General features: G+C 39.6%; 18 protein-coding genes. 12 read left to right on the top strand and 6 right to left on the bottom strand.

From position 1 onward, the window contains the following. Positions 1 to 247 precede the first annotated feature (247 nt). Complete coding sequence (locus R2R28_RS02585) at positions 248 to 457, top strand: hypothetical protein (RefSeq protein WP_316824147.1); 210 nt, start codon at positions 248 to 250, stop codon at positions 455 to 457. A 140-nt stretch (positions 458 to 597) separates the two neighbouring features. On the opposite strand, the gene R2R28_RS02580 is transcribed toward R2R28_RS02585, so the two are convergent. From R2R28_RS02580 to R2R28_RS02560, 5 genes are all read right to left on the bottom strand, one after another. Further along, the gene (locus R2R28_RS02580; RefSeq protein ID WP_316824146.1) at positions 598 to 1,212 is read right to left on the bottom strand and encodes a class I SAM-dependent methyltransferase; all 615 of its coding nucleotides are present in this window, start codon (positions 1,210 to 1,212) and stop codon (positions 598 to 600) included. 230 nt (positions 1,213 to 1,442) lie between these two features. Further along, positions 1,443 to 3,839 (bottom strand): TonB-dependent receptor, encoded by a 2,397-nt coding sequence (locus tag R2R28_RS02575; protein ID WP_316824145.1) that lies wholly within the window; start codon positions 3,837 to 3,839, stop codon positions 1,443 to 1,445. 3 nt (positions 3,840 to 3,842) lie between these two features. Beyond that, entirely contained in the window at positions 3,843 to 5,192 is a 1,350-nt protein-coding gene (locus tag R2R28_RS02570; RefSeq protein WP_316824144.1) for an HTTM domain-containing protein, read from the bottom strand. Next, positions 5,179 to 6,297, bottom strand: coding sequence for an imelysin family protein (locus R2R28_RS02565; RefSeq protein WP_316824143.1), 1,119 nt, complete (start codon positions 6,295 to 6,297; stop codon positions 5,179 to 5,181). Before R2R28_RS02565 ends, R2R28_RS02570 begins: the two co-directional genes overlap by 14 nt. A gap of 78 nt (positions 6,298 to 6,375) precedes the next feature. Further along, positions 6,376 to 7,476, bottom strand: coding sequence for a DUF4856 domain-containing protein (locus R2R28_RS02560; protein WP_316824142.1), 1,101 nt, complete (start codon positions 7,474 to 7,476; stop codon positions 6,376 to 6,378). A 146-nt stretch (positions 7,477 to 7,622) separates the two neighbouring features. Here R2R28_RS02560 and R2R28_RS02555 point away from each other — a divergent pair, with 146 nt between their 5' ends. Both R2R28_RS02555 and R2R28_RS02550 read left to right on the top strand, forming a co-directional pair. Further along, positions 7,623 to 8,297, top strand: a complete 675-nt coding sequence (locus R2R28_RS02555) for a response regulator transcription factor (RefSeq protein WP_316824141.1) — start codon at positions 7,623 to 7,625, stop codon at positions 8,295 to 8,297. Continuing rightward, the gene (locus tag R2R28_RS02550; protein ID WP_316824140.1) at positions 8,297 to 9,535 is read left to right on the top strand and encodes a HAMP domain-containing sensor histidine kinase; all 1,239 of its coding nucleotides are present in this window, start codon (positions 8,297 to 8,299) and stop codon (positions 9,533 to 9,535) included. The genes R2R28_RS02555 and R2R28_RS02550 overlap by 1 nt, the downstream gene beginning before the upstream one ends. Positions 9,536 to 9,547: 12 nt before the next feature. Here R2R28_RS02550 and R2R28_RS02545 read toward each other — a convergent pair whose 3' ends face one another. Next, positions 9,548 to 10,723: a hypothetical protein gene (locus R2R28_RS02545; RefSeq protein WP_316824139.1), complete on the bottom strand. Its 1,176-nt coding sequence runs from the start codon at positions 10,721 to 10,723 to the stop codon at positions 9,548 to 9,550. 603 nt (positions 10,724 to 11,326) lie between these two features. Here R2R28_RS02545 and R2R28_RS02540 point away from each other — a divergent pair. From R2R28_RS02540 to R2R28_RS02500, 9 genes are all read left to right on the top strand, one after another. Beyond that, positions 11,327 to 14,380 (top strand): TonB-dependent receptor, encoded by a 3,054-nt coding sequence (locus tag R2R28_RS02540; protein ID WP_316824138.1) that lies wholly within the window; start codon positions 11,327 to 11,329, stop codon positions 14,378 to 14,380. A 19-nt stretch (positions 14,381 to 14,399) separates the two neighbouring features. Further along, positions 14,400 to 16,178, top strand: a complete 1,779-nt coding sequence (locus R2R28_RS02535; protein ID WP_316824137.1) for a RagB/SusD family nutrient uptake outer membrane protein — start codon at positions 14,400 to 14,402, stop codon at positions 16,176 to 16,178. 158 nt (positions 16,179 to 16,336) lie between these two features. Then, a complete protein-coding gene (locus tag R2R28_RS02530; RefSeq protein WP_316824136.1) occupies positions 16,337 to 16,591 on the top strand; it encodes a hypothetical protein in 255 nt (84 codons plus the stop codon). A gap of 136 nt (positions 16,592 to 16,727) precedes the next feature. After that, positions 16,728 to 17,966, top strand: a complete 1,239-nt coding sequence (dctA, locus tag R2R28_RS02525) for a C4-dicarboxylate transporter DctA (protein WP_316824135.1) — start codon at positions 16,728 to 16,730, stop codon at positions 17,964 to 17,966. 96 nt (positions 17,967 to 18,062) lie between these two features. Beyond that, positions 18,063 to 18,728, top strand: coding sequence for a GDSL-type esterase/lipase family protein (locus R2R28_RS02520; protein ID WP_316824134.1), 666 nt, complete (start codon positions 18,063 to 18,065; stop codon positions 18,726 to 18,728). Further along, positions 18,728 to 19,639, top strand: a complete 912-nt coding sequence (locus R2R28_RS02515; RefSeq protein ID WP_316824133.1) for an alpha/beta hydrolase — start codon at positions 18,728 to 18,730, stop codon at positions 19,637 to 19,639. Before R2R28_RS02520 ends, R2R28_RS02515 begins: the two co-directional genes overlap by 1 nt. A gap of 667 nt (positions 19,640 to 20,306) precedes the next feature. Continuing rightward, positions 20,307 to 21,227, top strand: coding sequence for a M57 family metalloprotease (locus R2R28_RS02510; RefSeq protein WP_316824132.1), 921 nt, complete (start codon positions 20,307 to 20,309; stop codon positions 21,225 to 21,227). Between the two features lie 128 nt (positions 21,228 to 21,355). Then, positions 21,356 to 21,940 (top strand): TetR/AcrR family transcriptional regulator, encoded by a 585-nt coding sequence (locus R2R28_RS02505; RefSeq protein WP_316824131.1) that lies wholly within the window; start codon positions 21,356 to 21,358, stop codon positions 21,938 to 21,940. Positions 21,941 to 22,098: 158 nt separating this feature from the next. Next, positions 22,099 to 23,649 (top strand): DHA2 family efflux MFS transporter permease subunit, encoded by a 1,551-nt coding sequence (locus tag R2R28_RS02500; protein ID WP_316824130.1) that lies wholly within the window; start codon positions 22,099 to 22,101, stop codon positions 23,647 to 23,649. Positions 23,650 to 23,740: the final 91 nt, after the last annotated feature.

The raw sequence follows: 23,740 nt of genomic DNA, 5'->3' as shown, positions 1-23,740 counted from the left end.
ATCATCATCAGTTTCTGATCATTTGCTAATGTTTCCTAAAATTGCCACGCCCTTTACCTGTTGCTTTATTTAAGTAACATCGCAGCCATAAGAAAGGTTTAATAAAAAAAGGATCAAAAAAAAAACTGCTGGAATATTGCTGTGCATTCATCCTTGGAAAACTTTTTGACTGCTTTTAAAACCATTTGCCTTGTTTTGCGATTATAGGATTGCAGTATTTAACATTAACTTAAAAAAACAAGTAAAAATGAATGCAGACCTTCAAAAATTCATTGACAAATTTGAACCCAATAAATTTAAAATGATGGCAAAAGGAATTGAGATCAGGGGCGTTAATGATATCCATAGGAACATTGCGGAAGCAAAGGCACTGATCGAAAAACTTAAACTGGCGCTTACCGTAGACCATAATGCGCAAATGGTAAGTTATGGTGCCTTCGAAGTAAATGCCCTATAATCTACACCAATGGAGTAGGCATTAATATATTCCCGGTACGTGGAGATACGTATCGCGAAATTGTAAAATACTTTTGAAAAGTATTTTATGATAGCCATACCATCCCGCTTAAAAACCGGTTGGAGGTAATTTTAGGGGAATCAGTATGATTTACGTAAACACCAGGTGGTCATTGAGCGCATGTTCTGAACATTGGTTGTTTTTATAGGCTCATGCAAAGTTGCCGCAAGTTTGGTGGTAAACCTCAACAACATTTCCTGATTCACCAAAAACCGTTCAGATTCATCGGGTAGGATATACTTTCCGTTGCCGATTGACCTGACCAGGTTTTCAATGCCGATATCAGAAGCCAGGCGACAGAACAGATAACCTCCAGGACGGATCACCCGCCACATATCGTTTAACATTTCTTCAAAATGCTGAATATTGTTTGCGAAATGGAGCACCGCACTGCTGATCACCAGGTCGAACTTTTCATCTTCAAAGGAAAGCTTTTCGACCAATTCGACCCTGAAATTTTCCGAAGAAGTGTTATCAGCATAAGGTGCCGCCAGTTGTTTAATCTTTACAATATTGCCTGCCGAGGAATCGACACCGTAAACTTCATATCCCGAACGCAGAAAATATTCTACATTCCTTCCCTGCCCGCACCCGGCATCCAGAATGGTTCGGCAATCATCGTAGGTACCTTTTAAAAGCTGATCAAATAAATAAATATCGATATTACCAAACTGTTCACGCAGGTTCTCTTTCATAAAACAAACATAATGATATTCCTTGCATCCTCAGGATCCACAACCCGAATCCGTATTTATTCTGTGCTTTCACATCTTTCAGACCGCCGAGTACACGCATACTTTATGAAATCAAAATCAGCATATAATTGAAAAATAGCAGCCAGAATGAACTAACTGCTACTCATGTTCTAATTATTGTTCATCCTGTATTAAAATTTGAGGACTAATCACACTGTCTTTTTCTTCGTTTACAACTTAAACTGAAGCGTTAAATAATAGGTTCTTGGATCAGATGGTAAAATACCCGGCCCCGGATAACCATCGGCCCTGCGGGTAAAATACTTCTCATTTAACAGGTTATTGATACTGCCTGATAAGGTAAACCATTTCCAGTTGTAACTGGCAGAAAAATCGACAATTTGATATGCCGGCACAATACCGTCAACAGCTGTTGGGGTGCTTGCTGCGTTGGTGGCATCAGAAAATTGTTTTTCTACATAAGAATACTGCAAACTGGCATTAAATATTTTATTACCGAAAGATAAACCCGTACGAAACAATAATGGGGGTACAAATTCTACTTCTTTATCTTTTATTGCTGTATTACTGGTATTGATATACCGGGCATTTATTAATGAAAAATTGGTGTAAGCCACCAGTTTATATTTAGCTGCTCCATGCGTAAAAGCCTTTAATAAATCGGCCTCTACCAAACTCTCGAAACCAATATTGCGGCTATCGGCTACGTTAGTTCTTAAACGGTAGATCATATTGCTCGCATCGGTGGTAAAAACCGAGCCAATCCTGTCGTTATATTTCAGGTAAAACACGCTTAAATCGTAATAAAGCCAATCTTTTAAATTCCCCCTTACTCCACCATCGGCCGTGTAACCCCTTTCATCTTTCAATAAAGAATCTACCCTTGCGTTTTGGTTTTGTACCCTTAAATCTGTAAAGTTGATAGACCTGTAGTTCTGCGAAATATTGGCATATAGCTCAATGGCCGGATGCGGTTTATATGAAGTACCAATACCAAAAAGAACGAACGAGCGTGGATTGCTTTTGTTATCGGTTTTGATCAAATCGGGAACACCAAATTGAAATTGCGTGTAATTTCCTTTAGCGCCTGTGTAAATATATTCGAATCGGGCACCGGGGGTAATGCTCCATTTGTCGGTTATCTGGAAAATATTTTCTGCAAACAAGGCTAAATTTGTACCGGGAAAACGAAAATCAGATTTATTAGGCTGACTGTTTAAAAAGTTAAAATCAGGCCCTAAACCGGTGTCTGCATCACCCTGTTTTTTAAAAGTTAAGCCTTTATATGCTCTTGCCCCCACCAATAAGCTGTTGGTTTGGTTGTTAAATAACTTATACTGGTGCAATACCCTAAGCTCCGAACCGTAATTATCATATTTATCAGCCATTAAATCTCTTGGGGTGCCTTCGCCCGGGTCAGGGCGATTGATGTAGCTTAACACCCCTAGAGCTTCCCTCCCAGCATCTAAGTGGTAGTTGATCCAGTTTAATTTAGTATGCTCACCCAATTGGTAATCTAAACTTAAATTAAAGAGATTCCATTTTACCTTAAACCAGTTCCGAGCCCTTACCGATACTGAAGCATCTGCCTCAAACTGTTCATCGGTTAAGCCACCAGGCTGTTGCGCCAGGTAATCCATATGGGTATATTCTGCAGTTAATTTTAGCTTACTGGTAAACGCATAATCTAAGTGCGCGTAAGCCGTATTTTGATCAAAATATCCGTTTGGCCGCCAGCTATCACCTTTTTTATACTGATAGAAAGCATAATAATTTAGTTTTTTTACTTGTCCGCCAAGGCTGTTAAAAGAGTTAAAAAAGCCATATGAGCCAAGGGTTTGCCTGCTTGTAAACTCAAGTTGCTTATCCGTAGGACCTTTTTTCATCTTAAAATTAATCATACCGCCAAACTGTGTTCCATACTGCAAACTTGCTGCGCCGCGTACAATTTCAATCCTGTCCAAAGCTTCGGTTGGTGGGGTATAATAGCTTTCAGGATAACCCAATGCATCAGCACTGATGTCGTATCCATTTTGCCTCATATTAAAATTAGATACCCTGCTGGGGTTTAAACCACGGCCACCGATACCCAATTGTAGTCCGCCGCCATCGTACTCCCAAATATTTAAGCCTGCAACACGGGCATACACCTGCCTGGCGTTGTTGGTAGCCAAATTGGCATTGATGTTTTTTAAGTTAATCACCTCTGTTTTTTTACCGGCATAAATGGCGGTTCCTTCTACCTGGTTCAGTTTATCGGCAACCCTGTCGTTTATTTTGGTAATGTCAACAGCATCAAGTTCGATGGCCTTATAGGTTTCTAAATTAATATCGATCTGGACATTGTGGTCAACTATTTCGATGTTCTTTTTAACAGCTGCAGCACCAACATAAGAGATACTTACCGTATATTTCCCAGCTGATAAATCTTTAAATACAAACGCTCCATTCGCATTACTTACTGTGGTTTTATTCTGGTTTTTTAAAATAATTGTTGCGCCTTCAACCGGTTTTTGCAATAAGGTTATTTTACCCGCTATTTCAAATTGCTGGGCTTTGGCAAAAACAGATATCAAACAAAAAAACAATATGCAGGTAATTCTCATATACTAAGGTTTTGGGTTAAATGGCAAAATCCATTTATAATGTTTAAAACTAAGGGCCTCACTGGCCAAATCAATGTTACTATCAATAAAGGGGGCCGATCTGCGTCCGTTTAGTGTTACGTAAATCTGGGCATAAACCTGGGGTTGTTTAATGCCTTTTTGGCTATAAATATGATTAAGATAATGGGCATACCTTAAAATAAGATCGGGTTGGGTAGCCATCATTTTCTCTTGCTGGGTACTCAGGAAAGCAGTATTGTTTACTTCGTAGGTTTTACCCGTTGCTTTATCGCGCACATAAAAATTTGCCGTGCCCACTTTTTCCATCAACATTACCCGCCACGAAAACCGGTAACCTTCTTCTGTCCAAAATAATGGACCGGGATAAGCCAAATACCTCAATGGAATGATGATTTGTATCAAAAAAAATATCCCAAAAAAAGTTAATATCCATTTTTGTGAGACTGGTTTAAAAAGTATGGGATTATTATTATTGTAAAAAGAACGATTAAAAAAACCTAATAATTTACGGTGAAAATTACCGCTAAAAAAAATCAATGTACTTAAAACCATCATGTAAGGGAACATCCCTATTGCCGGAAAAAATATGGCTGTAGCGATGTGAAAACCCAATACAACAAGATAAGCTAGAAAGCGAGTTTTACGGTTTAATAGAAAAAACACGATAAAAAGATCATAAAATGCACCAAACCAGCTAAACAAATAAGCCATCCACCCTTTGTACATCAGTTGGCCAATAAGAGGCAAATGGCTTTTTGTGGGTAGCCAGATTTTCATAGGCTGTGCTTGCAGCAACCAATCGGGATTTAATTTTGCCAGTCCTGCAAAAATATAAACAACCGATAGCTGTAATCTGATTACTCCCACAGTCCATTTTGGCACTTCTGTTACCTTTATGGAGGGGTTTAATTTTACATCTACAGAAAAAAAACTTCCTGCCGGCAACCAGATCATCATAAAACTCACCACGCTAATAAAATAATAGTGGTTTAAATAGTAGGTTACATCAATCAGTTCTACATAGGTGAACAGTAAAAAAAAGATAGTAATGGCAAAACGATACCAAAAGCCCAGTGCAATGGCCAGGGCCGATAAAGCTATCCCTACAAAAACCAGGTGCATTCCCAAATCATCCAGTGGTTGCACCCAATTAAATCCCATAAAAGTAAAATGGTATTTTGGCGTAATGTATTGAGTGGTAATCCATCCGTTAAGCCAAAAACGAATAGTGCTTAGCAGCATGATGCTGCCAAATAATATTCGAAAAGTAATTAATGGTGCAATAGATACCGGTAATTGTATCCACTTTAAGGCTTTTTTAATCGCCGTCATTATCTACATAAGAAATTTGTACACCTAATTTAGATACCGCATCGGTTTTTATTAGCCTTAATAAAAGCTGTATTTCTTTATTCGCATCTTCAATTGCTGGTTTATTATTGGCCAACGCTGACGATAATGGAGCCGGAATAGCTTTTAATTTCGCATCAACCACACTAAACTGGTTTAATATTTCGTCTCTTAACGGTTTGTTGCCAAGGGCTACCAATAAATCTGAAATTCCTTTGCCGCTACTGCCTCCGGTAAATATATTTTTAAGGCCGTTCATATTCTCTATGGCTAAATCAAGCGAGAAACCTGAATAATAAGCTTCGCAAAGCTCAGGGAACTGAACACCGCCAGATTGTGTACCAAAAGGCCAGCCAATGCGTGGACCTTTAAGCATATCCATTTCGTAGGCAAACTGGTTTAACATAAAACTAATCGGACTGCCTGAGTCGCTTTTTGTATTTGCGATAAACTGACTTCGGTAAGTGCTTTTCCAGGTATTTAGGGTTTGATCCAACAGGCTTTTGTTCCTGTCGAGTATATCCTGAACATATTTTTTGCGGTTGGCGCTGTTGGCATTTGTAAATTTTGCCAGGGCATCATTAGCAAAAAATAAGTAATCTAAAGCTGGGAAACCCTGTTGGTGTATGGCCGAGTTTTGCGCCAAATTCCAGCTGCCGCTGGCAATATTATCTTCCATGATGGCTAAATCAGTTTTTTCGCCCACTTTTTTCATGGTATTGGCAGGTAAAGTATTGATAAAACCTATGAAAGAATTATTGCGTGAGGGACCAAATTCCAAGACAGAAATACGCTCTACCTGTAAATAAGTATCCTTAAAAACAATTTTGAGTGCCGCTTGAGTGGTTGCGTTTGGGGTAGCCAGAAAAGCAGTTACCGCCGTTTGCAGCAGTGCTAATTTTTGTTGTGTTTGTTCATAAGCCGGTATAATTAAATTATCGGCGTAATTGGTTAACATGGCTGTTTTATCAAAACCATTTGCTGTTGGTTCGTCGGTTGGATTACTTTTTTTAGAACACGAAATGTAAAAAAGTACCAATACTACCGACAGAACGGAAATCCCTATTTTTTTTATGCTACCCATCATTATTTTTTTTTAAATTCAAAAACTCTCTGCACTATAAAGTACAGAGAGTTCTGATATCAATTATATTTTATCTAACTATTAAAGACCGTATGTTGCTTTTAATATTGCCTGCGCTTCAACTAGTTTTGGATAACCAGGTTCGTTTAACAAATCATAAAAACTGGTATTAATAATAGCAGTTAACCTGGTGTAGTTTGCTGCCGAAAGTTTACTGGTTGCTGGCCTGTATTTGAAAGAAGAAATAAAGCCCCAACCTTCTGATAAAGCATGAAATTTAGCTCCTGGTAATGTACCTAAGCCCACATCTCCCGTAGTTGGAGAAGTTACATATTCTAATGCGGCAGCTGCGGCCAATTGCTCCCATTTATCTAAAATAATCTGGATTTGTGCATCACGTACTTTAACATCTTTAGCACCAATTGCTGCTCTTCCGGTTAAAAAGGCATTAAAAATTACTTCGCCAGCTTTAATCCCTTTACCACGTTCGGCTAAATACCCACCCCAGGCTAAAGGTCTGTCAGTTGCTGGAAGTGTGTTGGCATAAGTAACATTCGGATCGTAGTTTACAGGAACGGCCAAATAACCAAATGCTTCGTCAAAATGTTGTTTTTGTAATGCTATGGTAGCATCTGTTTTTACAGTCGCCAATAAATCAACAACCTGTTTAAACAATAAACTTCCCATTAAACCTTTTGCAATGGCCTGTGTATATTCTAAGCCTTTTCCATCAACAGCTATTTTACCAGTTGCAGTACGGCTAACATAACCTGCGGTTCCATTAGTGGCAGCGGTAGCACCTAATGACTGGCTAATGTTTACCAATCCATCAAAATAAGCTTTAAAAGCAGGACCATCAGTAATTTTTCCGGCTATATTTACACCTGAAGTATTTAAGGCAGTCTCTGTAAAAGGACTGTTGGTGTTGTTCCAAAAATCGTTCGCTTTTGTAGCGGTTAAAGCTGCAGCACCGGTGTTACCTGTTCCGGCATAAGTATTTTGTTCTAACCACATTCTCACCCGGCTACTCGAACTTGCATAACTGGCATCGCTAAAATTATAAGTTTTTGGTACGTCATAAGGCGCAATCACTTCATCTTCTACCTTATCTTTTTTACATGAGGCAAGGCTCAAAACTGCAAGGGCTACTAACGCCGAGTGTTTAAAGTATTTGTTTTTCATTTTATTGATTGTATGTTTTTATTGATTTTTAATTTGTATTAAGTCTAAATAAGCCTTATTCTTGTGCAAAGATTAAAACCGATTCTAAAGTTTTTCTAAAGAATTGGATTTTTTTCAGATTTTTTTTCAGAAAAATCCAACTAATCATGAAATTACTATTTGTGGAAGACGAGCCCGTTCTGCTTGATGAGATGCTCAGTTATTTTTCGTTGGATGGAAACATCTGCGAGCAGGCAAATGACTTTGAACAGGCTGTTGAAAAAATAAATACCTATGCTTATGATGGAATTGTATTGGATATTACCCTACCCGATGGAAATGGTATAGATTTAATCCCACAGATCAGGACCTGCCAGATGGGCACCGGTATCCTGATTTTATCTGCAAAAAATTCACTCGCTGATAAAGTAAATGGATTAAACCTCGGTGCAGATGATTATTTAACCAAACCTTTTTACCTGGAAGAACTTAGTGCAAGGGTGAACGCACTTTACCGCCGCAAAGCTTTACAGGGAGAAGAAAACATTTTGTTTGATGGTTTCACAATCGATACGGCAGGGAAATGCCTCTTGTTTGGGAAGGAAGAAGTTAAACTCACTAAAAAAGAATATCAGTTATTAATCTATTTTGTGGTCAATAAAAACAGGGTGGTAAGCAAATCGGCCATAGCCGAGCACATTTGGGGTGATAATTTTGATGAAGCCGATAATTTTGATGTAATTTATGTACACATGATGAACCTCCGCAAAAAACTGATTAAAACAAACGGTACAGATTATATTAAAACGGTAAGAGGTTTGGGATATAAATTTGTGAGCTAATGAAACTCCTCACCAGAACCATTATTAACTACTTCTGGCTCACGATAGGTGTATTACTGGTTACCGGATTTTTGCTCTACGGCTTTTTGTATTTGCAGATTTTTGAAGAAATAAAAGAACAACTGCAACTGCAGGAATCCATGGTTGCCAAAGAAATCAGCGAGGGCAGAAAAGTTAATTTCCCCCTGGTTAAAACTGAAGCGGTACCCCTCGATCGTTTAATGGTAAACCCGGTTTTTAAGGATACCTTAATTTATGATGACATTCAGAAAAAGAAGGAAGGTTATTATATTTTACGCCAGCCAAGGCAAATTAACGGACAGGTTTACATGATCGAAGTAATGACCACCCATATTGGCTGGGATGGTTACTCGAGGGCAATTATTTTTATTTTTATTTTAATTGCCATGATGATTGTGGTAGTGGGGTCGATCATCAATTACTTTTCGAACCGCAAATTACTTTGGCCTTTTCTACAAAATTTAGACCGTTTAAAGGTTTATTCGGTTTCTTCGAACGAGAAACTCGAACTGGTGGGTTCGGACATCAGCGAATTTAAAGAATTTAACCTGGTTATAAACGGACTTACTGAACGTGCAGGTGGCGAATACCGGGTATTAAAAGAATTTACCGAAAATGCCTCACACGAAATTCAGACGCCGTTATCCATTATCCAGGGCAAGCTCGACCGCATGAGCCAGTTCGATCAATCGGTTGAAATGACCGGGTTTATCGCAGATGCAAAATCAGCAGTAAATCGCCTAACCAAAGTAAACAAAGGTCTTTTATTACTTGCCAAACTGGATAATGGGGCATTTCCGGATGAAAACGTTTTAGATATCTCAAATTTACTTTTCCGCCAGATGGAACAGATTGACGACCTTATCGATCACAAAGCGATTAAACTTGTTACGGAGATTAAACCAAAAAAGATTACAGCCAGTGCGTCGCTTATGGAAGTACTCATTTCGAACCTGTTATCTAATATGATAGCGCATTCGCCAAAAGGTGCTACGGCAAAAATTGTGCTGTTAAAAAACAAAATTTCTTTTGAAAATTCAGGTAACCAGCTTCCCTTCGAAGAACATAAATTATTTAACCGGTTTGGAAAAAGCGTTTTGGGTAAAACCGGTAATGGATTGGGCTTGCCTATTGTACAGCAAATTTGTTTGTTATATGGATGGCAAATCTCTTACTGTTACCGTGGAGGAAATCACATTTTTGAAATCATATTTTAACAAAAGGTCTTTTCACTTATCCTGTAAATTACCAATTAGCACGGTAGAATCAGGGTTTCTAAGCAATATACTGTTTTCATCAAGCAGGGTCCTCAGGTTTTTATCTGGCAACGAATCGAGCAGGATATTCTTCAGGTAATAATTACGGTGTTTGCTGCCCTCATCCAGTCTGATAATTTTACACTTACAGCTGCTATTTTCGATCGTGTTCAGGATTTCTTTTGTAGAACCAAAATTACTCTGTTTGATGTAAACCTCCCGAATGCCGATTACATCATTATATTCACCCGTATCAAAATTCCAGGAAGCAGAAATCACACTCTGAAATTTATTTTTTGCATCGAGGCGCATGAGCGATAATCTGGGCGATTCTACGGTATCCCGATCGTTGGATACATACGAATGTATCGAAATAATATCTTTGCTCTCAAACTGCATATAACCATTATGGTTAAAGTTTGCTCCATAACGTTTAAATACAAAATAACCACCTTTAAAACTGACATCAATTACATTGGTAACCACCTGATGGTACCTGTTTTTTTCAGAACGGCGTGCCTGCGGACTTCCAATGTACACCAGCCAGGTACCCACCAGTTGGTTAATTTCGGATAAGGTAGGCTGATAAACGCCAATTTTCATATCGGCAGTAATCGTTTGTAGCTTATTAGAAGTACGGAAGGTATAAAAAGCAAGAAATAAGCAGCTGGCAAAAAGCACTACAGCTGCAATGCGCCAAAAACCAAGGTTAAAAATACCAGGAAATTTTGAAACATTTAACTCATTATGAAAAGATTGTTTCTCAAGCAAATTTGTGTCCGTTGGATTTTCTTCGAAACGTTTGCGCCCTACTCCATACAAATAAATATAACAGGCATCTATCAGAAAAGAACGTGGATTTGATACCATGCCATTGCAGGCATCTTTAATTTGTCCACCAGTGATATCATACCTCAGATTTGGATAACTTAGGTTATTTTTATTGCGATCAGGGGCATATTCTTCATGCCCTAAATTTGCAGAAGTTACAGGCAGCGAATTGCTGATTTCGCTGAGCATTTTGGCAATCTCCTCATAGTTTTTGCGGTTCGTATTCCGTCTTACCTCATTACCGGTAATCCTTTCATACTTTTCAAATACCTGGGTAAGTAGATAAACAATTTCCTCTTTACCTGTTTTAAGACTCATTTTTTAAAATCCTTTTTGAATTTACGTTAATATCTGATGATGCAATTTAACAAACATGAACAAAATATTACGTAGCCACAAATTATTTCAATCAACGTAACGGCTTATTTTCAATACCACATAAAGCTAACAAAAACACAAAACAATTTGATTACCAACAAATTATAATAATTTCGGAAATTTCATTTTCGATTTCAGAAATCATCAATCACATTTCTAAATGCTAAAGGATAATGAATTGTAAGAAAACCCTCCTTATTTAGTATAACCAAATATCAGTACAAATGTATCCCTTTGGATGAATAGCTTATTGAAAATTCAAGGGCTTAAAACCAAAGGCATTTTTACCGTAAAAATAACTAACCAAACCAGCGTAATTATGATGAGCAAACAATCCCATTATCCATTTTTTTATCGGAAGGTGAACACGTCTAAATAAGATTCGCCATCTCGATTTCGTTACACCGTCATTGATAAACTTCAATAAAGAGACTCTTCATTGCGAGGCACAGCTTCCTCGGCTGAAAAGCCTCCCTGCAATGACAACTTCTAACACGGCTTCATGCACCTAAGCATTAAAAAAAGAACCAAATTAAACCAAATATGATCAAATATTACTTAACTAAAAAAACGTATTGGAGCATAGTGAGCGCTTCCAGGCTGCTCCTGCTCGCTTTACTGCTCAGTGCATTTTTAATAACGCCGGCATTTGCCCAGCAACTGGTTACAGGCACAGTAACCGATACCGACAAAGAAGTTTTAGTTGGTGTTATCATCCAGGTTAAAGGCAAAAGCAAGCCAGCAACAACCAATAGCGAAGGTAAATTCAGTATAGAAGCTAAGACGGGAGAAACGCTTGTTTTTTCTTATGTGGGTTTTACGCCACGCGAAATTGTGGTAGGGCAAAACAATAAAATCACGGTAGTGATGGAATCGAGCATTGCCAACTTAAACGATGTAGTGGTGGTGGGTTACGGAACACAGAAAAAATCAGACCTCACTGGTGCAGTGGCCACGTTAAATACTAAAATATTAGAAGAACGACCACAAACCAATATTGTAAATGCATTACAGGGCGCAGTACCGGGACTAAATATCTCCATTACCGGTTCGAATGCTGAGGGTAGCTCTTCGGTAACGCGGATCAGGGGCGATAAATCAATCACGGCAGATGCCAGGCCTTTAATCATTTTAGATGGTATCCCTTTCGATGGCGCATTTTCTGAAATCAATCCTAATGATATCCAGTCGCTTGAAGTGCTTAAAGATGCATCCTCATCAGCTATTTATGGTGCACGGGGCGCAAACGGTGTCATTATCATCACCACCAAAAAAGGTACCGAAGGAAGGCTGAGTATCAATTATGATGGTTTTATTTCTTTCGATAAGGCCATTAATATTCCACAGATGATGGATGGCGAAACGTTTTGGAAATACAAAATAGAAGCACTTAAAGCTGCCAATACCACTACGCCTACGCCAGCCAATCCGGAGCCGTGGCTGGGTACCATTACCCCTACCGAATTTAGGATGCACAATGCAGGTCAATCTACCAACTGGATCGACGTGGCTACACAAAACGGGTTTAAACAACAGCACAACCTTTCTTTTAGCGGTGGAAATAAGGGCACTAAATTCTTTGTTTCCTTTAACCATTCCAATACAGAGGGGGTAGCTTTAAATGATGAATTTACCAGGGATAATTTCAGGATAAACCTGGATCAGAACCTTACCTCATGGTTAAAATTCTCTACCAACACCCAAATGGGCCGTTATGTGCGAGATGGCTGGCCACCCGATTTTGGAAGGGCATTCAGGATGAACCCACTTTCTGAAGCTTACGATGCCAATGGCAATATCAGGCTTTCATCATGGGAAGATTCGAGTGTTGCCTTTGCAAAAAACCCTTTAAGCGCCATTAATGAATTGAACAGTGATAAAACCCTTAAAATTATCACCAATAATGCATTCGATATCACGCTGCCGTTTATTCCCGGTTTAAGCTATAAACTGAACACAGGTTATACTTACCAGGCCAACAATTATAAAAACTACAGGGGTAGAAATACGTATGAAGGTGCACAATCAAACGGCGAACTGAATACCAGTTATACCGAAAACAACGACTGGATTTTAGAGAATATCCTGACCTATAAACATGATTTTGGCAAACACCGCATTTTTGCAACCGGTTTATACTCGGCACAAAGCAAAGTGAACGAAAATAATTCGGTTACCGGAAAAGATTTCCCTAACGATGTAATGTATTATTACCAGGCCTCGAAAGCGGGTGTATTATCGGGAACTTCTTCTTATTCGAAACTAAACCACGAATCGCAGATGTTAAGGTTAAACTATTCGTACGATAGCCGTTACCTATTAACAGCAACGGTGCGCCGCGATGGATTTTCTGCATTCGGCGACAACACCAAATACGGCATATTCCCTTCTGTAGCCCTGGGTTGGAACATTTCGAACGAAGATTTCTTTAAAAAATCATCTGCATCGAATGTACTTTCCAATTTAAAATACCGCTTATCGTGGGGTAAAAATGGTAACGAGGCTGTAAATGCTTATGTAACCTTGCCAAGTTTGGCCACTTTTAACTACCTCAGCGATGATCATAAAGCGCTTTACGGTTTTTATCCATTGCAGCTGGCTTCGCCCAATTTAGGCTGGGAAACCACTACTTCTTTAAATACCGGTTTAGATTTCGAGTTGTTTAAAGGCCGGGTTACCGGAACTTTTGATGCTTATTGGTCTAATACTTCCGATCTGCTTTTAAGCCGCACCATCCCATCCATTAACGGAACCAGTTCGGTAACCGAAAACATCGGTAAAACTTCAAACTCAGGTTACGAGGCCCAGTTAACTTTCAATGTTTTCCGTACTAAGGATTTCAGCTGGTCATCTACCCTTAACTACTCACATTACAATACCAAAATTAAGGATGTGGGGATTTACGACCAGAACGGAACGCCGATAGATGATGTGGGCTCAAGATGGTTTATCGGTCAGCCGATCAATGTAAACTACGATTATGTTTTTGATGGCATCTGGCAGATCAGCAACGCTGCAAACCCAACAGGCCAACAAGATCCGCGTTATATCTATTCTATCCCCGGCAACGTAAAATACCTGGATGTAGATGGCGTAAACGGCATTACCACTGCCGACAGACAGCTTATCGGCCGCACCATTCCGGATTTTACCATGAGCATGTTAAACTTTTTCAGTTATAAAGATTTCACTTTTAGTTTTTTCCTCAATGGGGTTAAAGGCATTACGGCCAGGGATGTATTATTGAATGAAAACGATATGTCGTACAGGCAAAACGTGCTGAACCGCGAATTCTGGACACCAGGCAATCCGATCAACACCTATCCAAAAAACGACCTTAACGGCGCAGTTAATCCATTAAAATCGGGTTATTACCGCAAGGCGGATTATCTCCGTTTGCAGGATATTACACTGGGCTATAAAGTTCCCGCTAACCTGTTAACCAAAATACGGCTGGAAAGATTAAGTGTTTTTGTAAACATTAAAAACCTGGCCACCTGGACCAGCTGGAAAGGCCTCGACCCTGAATTTATTGGAAGTCAGCTTGCCGCACCACAGGTTCGATCGTATGTATTGGGCTTAAAAGTAGGATTGTAAATTATTTAGACGTATAAGAATGAAAAAGTTAATCTATATTTTAATAGCCATGATGCTTATCAGCATTGGGGGCTGTAAAAAAGAATTTCTGCAGGAAGAACCCCGTGATAATACCTATGCAGATAACCTGCTGGTAGATTATACCGGTTTTAAAACCATGGTAACGGCATTACAGGGCATGATGCGCCACGAATATCGCCGTGTTGATGCTTTTGGAGGCTTCGGAAGCCTGCCGTTGGTGCAACAAAGCATGTGGAGCTGTGGCGTTGATAACTCCTGGAGCAATAATTCACACAGTTCTTTCAAATTTATGTATTACCCGAAAAATATCGATCAAACCGATGCAGAACCATTTAAAGCAACTTTTGAGTGGCTCTACCGCATGGTTACCACCTCGAACATGATCATTACCCGGGCCGAATCGCCTTCGATAAACTGGGGAAGCGGAAGTAAAGATGAAATTGTAGCTTCGGCACGTTTTTTCAGGGCCTGGGCTTACCGCCACCTCACCTACTCTTTCGGAGCCGTACCGCTGGTTACAGAAGAAATTAACGGGGTAAACTACCGTAAAGACTGGGATCGTACACCTGTTGCAGAAATCCGGGCGGTAATGGAAGCCGATTTAAAATTTGCAGCCGAAAAACTTCCTGCCAGGGCTGCTTCAAATACTTCAGTTTCTGGGGCACTGGCCCGTCATTACCTTGGCGAACTTTATCTGGCCATGGATAAACCACAGGACGCCAAAAATGCCTTACAACCATTGGTAGAAGGGGCTGCTTATAAACTGATGACTACCCGTTTTGGTTCAAATGCCACTAAACCCGGTTGTGCATTTATTGATGTTTTCCGTTCGCCATTTTACGCTCAGGGTAACCAGGAGGTGCTTTATGCCTTCGTTAATACCGAACCAGAAGTAGAATCGCATGGTACTTCGGCCATCTACATCAAAAGCACCTATAAAAACTATTATTCTAATGATGTGGTGATCCGTAAAAGTAACCTGAATGCTCCTGAATATGTAAGTGGTGTGGTAACCCTGCCGCAAATATTCTGGCTGGTAAACGGCGGAAAAGGAGCCGGCAGATGTGTGCCTTCTCTTGGTGCAATCCGTTTATACAATTACAAAAATCAGGGTACGGTGGATGACAGGATTTCGGATTACAGCATGGTTTGGAAAATTTACGAGAAAAATGCCGCAGGAAATATCGTAGAGTTTTTATCAGGCGGTAAAACACCGATTGATACCACTTTAACGGCAGCCATGCTGGATGATAACCGTACCACCATTCAAAATTATAAATGGCCAACCACACGCAAATGGGATTATACACAAACCATAGCTTCGAGGGGTGATGCAGACGAATCGTACAACGATGTTTCTTACCTGCGCCTTGCCGATACTTACCTGCTTTATGCAGAAGCCTTATTTAAACTGGGCGACATGGGCGGCTCCATTACCTGGATAAACAAAGTGCGTAACCGTTCTAATGCCATATCTATTAGTACAACGGATTTAACCACTGGCGGATTGGATTTTATCCTTGACGAACGTAGCCGTGAGTTATTATCGGAAGAAGAACGCAGGCATACTTTGATGCGTGTAAGTCAGGAAAAAGGTGGTGATGAAAGGGATGTAAACAACTATTTCAAACGCCGTACCCGGAAATACAACGAAATAGCCGGCCGAAATGCCAGGGGTATGAACGATTACGATACACCTGTGCTGTTTCCGCTTCCACAGGATTTTATCGACTCCAATACCGGCCGTAAACTTACTCAGAATCCGGGTTACCATTGATAAGATGAGATTGTATCATAAATATATTTTTCATCCTGAGCTTGTCGAGACGCTTTTAACAGTATTAAGAAAGGTCCTTCAACAAGCTCAGGATGACACGATAAGCTACTATTGACATTATTTATTAATCCAATAATAATAAACACTTTACACTCACCATGCATTTCTGCCTAACTAAGCCAAAGCACCGCACCTCCGTTTTACTTAATTACGGCCTAACAAATTTTTCGGGTTCCACTAACCGAGCCATACCACTGACTTCAAAAGAAAAATTTTCAGCCGGCATTTTTTGTTTTTTCATAGGCTTTTATGTTTTCAACGGCATTCAAGCTAGCTGCGCTGGTCTTTTTGATGCCAAAAAGAAAGAGCCCTTCGGCGGCGGCGAGCCGGGGCAAGACCGTGCCATAGGGTAAAAAAATTATTAGACCTCTTAAAAATATTGGCTTTTACATAATCAATTATTCCTCAGGATGACAATTCTATTTTTAAAATCCATCCTCACAACGATCTCATTACACAAGAAAAACATAAACTAAAACAGAAAATAAGTTGAGATATTTAAAAACACTATACGTACAGGTATTAATTGCCATTGTGCTAGGCGTTATCGTTGGGTACCTTTACCCTTCATTCGCACCATCGGCCAAACTCATCAGCGATACCTTCATCAATATGATCAAAATGATCATTGCACCTGTTATTTTCCTCAGCATTGTAATCGGGATTGCAAAAGCAGGTGATATTAAAAAAGTTGGCAAAATGGGTTTAAAAGCCATTGTCTATTTCGAAATCATCACCACTATTGCCATTATCATCGGTTTGGTTATCGCAAACATCATTAAACCCGGCGAAGGTGTAGAAAAACCCGTAACTGCCGCAGCACAGGCGGTACATGGGGCAGAAATAGACTGGAAAGAGTTTATTGCGCATATTGTTCCGGGGAATATTGTAGAGGCATTTGCCAAGGGCGAAATTGTTCAGGTATTATTTTTCGGGGTTTTATTTGCCATCGCTTTAAGCAAAATGAAATCAGCCGGCGATAGCGTAATTGCTGGTTTTGAAAAAATCAATCAGGTATTATTCAATATCCTTCATATTGTGATCAAAGTGAGCCCCTTGGGTGCTTTTGGCGGCATGGCCTATACCATTGGTAAGTTTGGGTTTGCCACATTAGCAGTTTTGGGCAAATTGCTCATCACCTTCTACATCACCGGGTTTGCCTTCATTTTTATTGTGCTTTACCTGGTACTCAAAGCCAACGGATTTAGTTTATGGAAACTGCTGAAGTACATCAAATCCGAACTATTGATTGTACTTGGCTCGAGCAGCAGCGAAGCCGTTTTGCCCAATATTATGGAAAAACTGGAAGCGGCAGGCTGCGAGAAAAGCGTGGTCGGTCTGGTCGTTCCGGCGGGTTATAGCTTTAATCTTGATGGCACCAGCATATACCTCAGTTTAGCTGTTGTTTTCCTTGCCCAACTTTTTCATGTTAACCTTACCCTGGGGCAGGAAATTACCATTATCGGCATCCTGATGCTTACCAGTAAAGGTGCTGCAGGTGTAACAGGAAGTGGCTTTTTAGTGCTTACCTCTACCCTAACTGCTTTAAAAATTATTCCGCTCGAAGGTTTGGCACTTTTGGTAGGTGTAGACCGTTTTATGAGTGAAGGAAGGGCCATCATCAACGTAATCGGCAATACCATTGCCACCTTAGTCATTGCCAAAAGTGAAAAATTAATTGATGTTCAAAAATATTTAGCTACAGTAGAAAATCCTGAAAAGAAATAATGGATATGATACAGGCCGCAAATACCATGATCAATCAATTTTGCGGCATTTAAACTACTCCAAAATATTTGCAACGAGGAAATAAAACAAAATCCAATGAAAAAAATAAAACTATTGATCGTTTTCTGCTGCTTTTTTGCCTCTTTAAGCATGGCACAGGAAAAGCACCGTTTTTTTAACGATGTACAGGTCATAAAAAGTTACGATAAAATTTATGCCCCTGCTGCTAATCCTATCCTGTTTATCGGCAGTTCATCAATCAGGCGCTGGAGCAATCTGCAAAGCACTTTTGGTGCATATAATGTTTTGAACAGAGGCATCGGGGGAGCGGTAATTGATGACGTTACCTATTACCTCGATGATCTGCTGTTTGTTTACCAGCCGAGGCAAGTGGTGATTTATGTAGGTGAAAATGATATCCCGATCGAAAATGAATCACCGGAAATTATCCTCGAAAAAACCATTACACTTTACAAGGCCATCAGGTCAAAATTGCCTGAAATTCCTGTTGTTTACATCTCGCTAAAACCGAGCCCGGTACGGGATAAATACCAGGCAAAATGCATCGCGACGAACAAACTCCTCCGATCCTTTTTTGAAAAGGGAAAAAACACTTCATTTGCAGATGTTTTTACGCCAATGTTAAAAGATGGCAAATCGCGCCCGGAATTGTTCGTTTCGGATATGCTGCACATGAAACCCGAAGGATATAAAATCTGGGAAAAAGTATTAAAACCAAAACTCTTAAAACCAACAAAGTAATGAAATGGCATTTATTGATTTTTCTGCTCTGTATTTCTGTCGTTGTTAAAGCACAACAGGAATTTAACCTTTACACCGGAAAAATTCCCAATTCAAAAGGATGTGAGGTTAAAGAAGTATGGGCGGAAGAAAACGGTAAACGCGGGACGGTGAAAAAAGTTACTGTGCCAACCTTAAAGGTTTTTATGCCTGAAAGTACAGGGAGCAATCGCCCGGCGGTAATTATTTGTCCGGGTGGTGGCTATGCCAACCTCAGTATTTTTGATGGTGGTTATGAAACGGCAACCGAGCTAAACAAAGCCGGAATAGTGGCTTTTGTACTAAAATACCGTTTATCAGATAGTTTATGCAATACAAATAACAGCCTGATAGCTTTACAGGATGCCCAGCAAGCCATTTACCTGATCAGGGAAAATGTAGCAAAATATGGTATCAACCCTAATAAAGTGGGCTATCTTGGTTTTTCGGCAGGAGGACATTTAGCCGCTATGGCTTCTACTCATTTTGAAGATAAGCAAATTGATTCCGACATCAGTTTAAGGCCCGATTTTACCATTCTTGCCTACCCTATTATCAGTTTCCGCGATTCGTTAACGGCACCGGGATCTAAAACCAAAATTAACCTTTTAGGTAAAAACGTAACCCAAGCGCAGATCAGGTGGTATTCGGCAGAACTAAATGTAAGCAATCAAACACCTCCTGCCTTTCTGATCCATGCTTCTGACGATCAAACGGCTCCGGTAGAAAACAGTCTGAGTTATTACGAAGCGCTGCATAAAAGAAATATCCCTGCCACCATTAAAGTATACCAAAAAGGCGGACATGGTTTCGCCAATTATAACAAAGCAGAAGATGACCATTGGCTACCACAAGCGGCAAAATGGTTAAAGTTGAATCATTTCCTGGATTAGGCTGTCATTTTTGAATTGAATGAAACAGTCAAATTTGATTCATCCCTTAAACAAATAACTGTTGATATTTTTAAACGATCACCAAGCCCGTTTTAATTCTTTGTTCTAGTATGAGTTATGGAGATTTCATTTTGCTTTCGAAGCCCTTAAATATGCTTCGACTATATCTTCGGCAATAATTACAAATTTTTTAACACGTTTTGACTCTGATGGTACGCTATTTAAAGCTAAAAACTACACACAATTATAATTTTCATGTAAATTTTAATAAATAAAAAATACATAAAATTGTTACAAACAACTACAAATCTCATTTGGTGTAAAATTCTAAGGTTCAACCACACCCAGCAGCTGTAATATTAAACAACTACCTATATTTGTTTCACATCCCACATAAACTAATTAAAACTAACTATGATGGGACCATTCCACATTTGCTTCAGTCTTTCAGAACGTTACAGTTCAAGCGGCCATTTTTTTTATTTTAATATATCTTCTCAAATCCCCCTCCGGGATCTAATTTGTATTGCCCCTGAAATACTGTAGCTGATATCACGAATATCAACTCATATTAGTCTATTCTATAAAAAAGCCTGATAAACTGTATCCGGTTTTTCATAAAAACCTTGTAAGATCAACTATTAACTAACTTTTAACTATCAAACCCATGAAAACACAATTTTCGAAATGGAAAGTAAGCTATATGCTTATTTTATTGGCTGGCATAGCAATAGCTATCAGCTGTAAAAAAAACAACAACAGTAACGAAGGTCAAAATCAGGATCAAACGCAATTAACCAAAGATGAAGAAATGGCCATACTAAAAGCAGGCTTTTCTCCAGATGATGCCTTCAGAAAAGATGGCGGTTATATGGTAGAAGGCGATATTTTTTTAGATGCGAACAACCTTGCCACTCAGCAAAAAATAGTAGAGGATTTAAAACAAAATAAACCCACAACAGAACAATACCGAAGTACAAATATTGTTGCTGTCGGCGTATCAAAAGAGTTAAAAATAAAAGTTGATGCAGGTACATCGGAAAAAGTATTCAGGGATGCCACAAGTGAAGCCATTAAACGTTATAACGATCTTAATTTAAAGTTGACCTTTAAACTTTTAGATGCCAATGCTGTAGAAACAGCTGATATTGTAATTAATGGTGCAGATTTAGGAAAAACACCAGATGGAAAAAAAACCATTCTTGGACAGTCTGCAGGCTTTCCGGCAAATGGAAACCCGGCTTCTCCGATTAAATTGAGCACTGTGGTATATGGTCCCAATTATAATAACAACAATCTACTGGCTAGTGTAATTGCACATGAGATAGGCCATGCCATTGGCTTTAGGCATACCGATTATGCAGATAGAAATTATAGCTGTGACATAAAAACATATAATTCTTTTTTTGGAAAATATAGCAAGCAGAATGAAGGGCAGGGAACCGGTGGGGCTATTCATATTCCGGGAACACCGCAAGCCGAAAATGGTGATCCAAATTCATGGATGCTTGCTTGTATTGAAGGTGATAACCGTCCATTTACAGCAAATGATAAAGTTGCTATAAAAGCCCTTTATCCTGTAAAATAATAAAATACCGTCGGTCTTACAAAATGGTAACCGGAATACTGGTTACCATTTTTTGTTTTGTAAGCGCCATGTAAATAGAAAAATATAAATCTCCATATTTGCGACCGATTGTTCATATTTACACCGTCATGAGAAAAGCAGAACGTACCAAACAATTCATTATTGAAAAATCAGCACCGGTTTTCAATACTAAAGGTATTGCTGGTACTTCTATGAACGATATTATGGAAGCTACGCAATTGGCAAAAGGTGGTGTTTACAGGCATTTTGCCAGTAAAGAAGCCTTGAGCCTGGAGGTTTTTAACTATTTGAGCAACCTGATGCACGATGGCGTTACCGGGGCTGTAAGGGAGATACCAACGGCCAAAGGAAAACTTTATGGTTTGCTCGATTTTTACGATAACCGTATTTTATCAAAATGGGGTGGTTGTGCCATCTTAAATTTTGGGGCAGAGGCTGATGATACCAATCCGGTGATGAAGGAGAAAGTACGTGCTGCCATCCACCGGTTTAAAAACCGCATCAGCAAAATCATCATCGATGGACAGGAAAATGGCGAATTTTCTAAAGATTTCGATGCAGAAAACTACGCTATCAAAGTTTTCACGATGTATGAAGGTGGCGTATTAATTAGCAAAATAGAAAATAACCCAGAGTACCTTCATCACATTATTGCCATGCTGAAAAAAGAAATCGAGCCTCATATCCTCTAAAATTTTTTACCCAAAAAGAGACCGATCATTCACTTTTTTAATATTACCGATCATTTTGAAAATCTCCATTATATAAAATCAACCCATCTAAAAATCAGCAACTATTTTTTTACCCAAAAAGAGACCAATCGTTCACTTCCATACTCCCCCCAAAAAAAATGACCAGTTTAAAACGCATTCTATTAATTATCACGGTATTAATGGCCGCTGTGATGGAACTTATTGATACCACTATTGTAAACGTGGCCCTTTCGCACATGAGCGGAAACCTTGGCGCCACATTAGAAGATACCACCTGGGTGGTTACAGCTTACGCCATTGCCAACGTAATTATTATCCCCATGACGAGTTTTCTGACCGCAATATTTGGCCGCAGGAAATACTATATCGGTTCGATTATCGTATTTGTAATCTGCTCCATTATGTGCGGGGGAGCTCCGGATATATGGACATTGGTTGCTTTTAGGTTTTTACAGGGCTTAGGCGGTGGTGCGCTGTTATCGGTTTCGCAGGCCGTAATATTCGAACTCTTCCCCAAAGAAAAACAGGGTGCAGCCAGTGCCATTTTTGGTATAGGTGTATTTATCGGTCCAACTATTGGCCCAACAATGGGTGGTTTAATTATTGATAACTACAACTGGCCGCTTATTTTTTACATCAATATCCCCATCGGTATTGCTGCGGCTGTTTCCTGTTATTTTCTCCTTACTGAGCCGCTTATTAAACCCAAGATAAACAAGGTAGATTGGCTGGGTATTATCCTGCTTGCTGTGGGTATCGGCTCTTTACAAACGGTACTGGAACGCGGACAAACCGAAGATTGGTTCGCTACGGGGTATATTATTGTATTAACCATTACTGCCATTGGGGCTATAACGGGATTTATCTTCTGGGAATTACATGTTACCCATCCAGTAGTTAACCTGAGGGTATTTAAAAGCAGGTCGTTATCCATTGCAGCAATTTTAACCTTTATTACGGGTATAGGGATGTTTACTTCGGTTTTTATGACGCCTGTTCTGGCCCAGCGCCTGCTTGGCTTTACGCCTACCGAAACAGGACTTATGCTACTGCCCAGTGCGGTAATTGCCATATTTGCACTCATTGCTTCGGGCAAGCTGATGGCCAAAGGAGTATCGCCGATTTTGATTGTTGTTTTGGGTTTTATCTGTTTTATTTATTTCAACTGGAGCATGGCAGGAATTAATTTTGGTATTTCTGCCGGTGCCATCAGCATTAATCTGATTTTCAGGGCTACGGCCATGGCTTTTTTAACGGTTCCCCTCACCTTACTGGCGGTATCATCATTGGCTCCGGCCGATATTCCGCAGGGTGCATCCTTAAATAATATGATGAGACAATTGGGCGGCGCATTCGGCATATCAGCAGTAAATACCTATTACGCCCAAAGAATAGCGGTGCACCGTACAGATTTGTTAACGCACATCAACCCCTACAATCCGCAGGCTGTTGAGCGTTTAAATTCGTTAACGTCGTATTTTCAGGGGAAAGGCATCAACGCCATGGATGCCCGTATGAAGGGAATTGGCGTGTTGGAGCATACCATCAGCACACAATCTTCGATGCTCAGCTACATTGATTGTTATTATTTTGTGGGCTTGCTTTTTGTAGTCACCCTGCCTTTATTACTTTTTGTAAAGGCGCCAAAAAATCCGGCAGCTGCTAAAATGGTCATTTCAGACCATTAAATTTACTCAGGTGAGTTCAGGTGCATGATGTGGTTATAAAATGCGTATGTTAATTAACCATCCAGCTTAAACACCTGAGAACATCTGGACT

This window comes from Pedobacter miscanthi, from assembly GCF_032678605.1.
Taxonomy (GTDB): domain Bacteria; phylum Bacteroidota; class Bacteroidia; order Sphingobacteriales; family Sphingobacteriaceae; genus Pedobacter; species Pedobacter miscanthi_A.
The sequence above is the reverse complement of the archived record's forward strand: the minus strand, read 5'-3'. Positions and strand labels throughout refer to the sequence as shown.

Coding starts and splice junctions, on each gene's coding strand:
- R2R28_RS02585 (WP_316824147.1), top strand. CDS start 248: ATGAATGCAGACCTTCAAAAATTCATTGACAAATTTGAACCCAATAAA.
- R2R28_RS02580 (WP_316824146.1), bottom strand. CDS start 1,212: ATGAAAGAGAACCTGCGTGAACAGTTTGGTAATATCGATATTTATTTA.
- R2R28_RS02575 (WP_316824145.1), bottom strand. CDS start 3,839: ATGAGAATTACCTGCATATTGTTTTTTTGTTTGATATCTGTTTTTGCC.
- R2R28_RS02570 (WP_316824144.1), bottom strand. CDS start 5,192: ATGACGGCGATTAAAAAAGCCTTAAAGTGGATACAATTACCGGTATCT.
- R2R28_RS02565 (WP_316824143.1), bottom strand. CDS start 6,297: ATGATGGGTAGCATAAAAAAAATAGGGATTTCCGTTCTGTCGGTAGTA.
- R2R28_RS02560 (WP_316824142.1), bottom strand. CDS start 7,476: ATGAAAAACAAATACTTTAAACACTCGGCGTTAGTAGCCCTTGCAGTT.
- R2R28_RS02555 (WP_316824141.1), top strand. CDS start 7,623: ATGAAATTACTATTTGTGGAAGACGAGCCCGTTCTGCTTGATGAGATG.
- R2R28_RS02550 (WP_316824140.1), top strand. CDS start 8,297: ATGAAACTCCTCACCAGAACCATTATTAACTACTTCTGGCTCACGATA.
- R2R28_RS02545 (WP_316824139.1), bottom strand. CDS start 10,723: ATGAGTCTTAAAACAGGTAAAGAGGAAATTGTTTATCTACTTACCCAG.
- R2R28_RS02540 (WP_316824138.1), top strand. CDS start 11,327: ATGATCAAATATTACTTAACTAAAAAAACGTATTGGAGCATAGTGAGC.
- R2R28_RS02535 (WP_316824137.1), top strand. CDS start 14,400: ATGAAAAAGTTAATCTATATTTTAATAGCCATGATGCTTATCAGCATT.
- R2R28_RS02530 (WP_316824136.1), top strand. CDS start 16,337: ATGCATTTCTGCCTAACTAAGCCAAAGCACCGCACCTCCGTTTTACTT.
- R2R28_RS02520 (WP_316824134.1), top strand. CDS start 18,063: ATGAAAAAAATAAAACTATTGATCGTTTTCTGCTGCTTTTTTGCCTCT.
- R2R28_RS02515 (WP_316824133.1), top strand. CDS start 18,728: ATGAAATGGCATTTATTGATTTTTCTGCTCTGTATTTCTGTCGTTGTT.
- R2R28_RS02510 (WP_316824132.1), top strand. CDS start 20,307: ATGAAAACACAATTTTCGAAATGGAAAGTAAGCTATATGCTTATTTTA.
- R2R28_RS02505 (WP_316824131.1), top strand. CDS start 21,356: ATGAGAAAAGCAGAACGTACCAAACAATTCATTATTGAAAAATCAGCA.
- R2R28_RS02500 (WP_316824130.1), top strand. CDS start 22,099: ATGACCAGTTTAAAACGCATTCTATTAATTATCACGGTATTAATGGCC.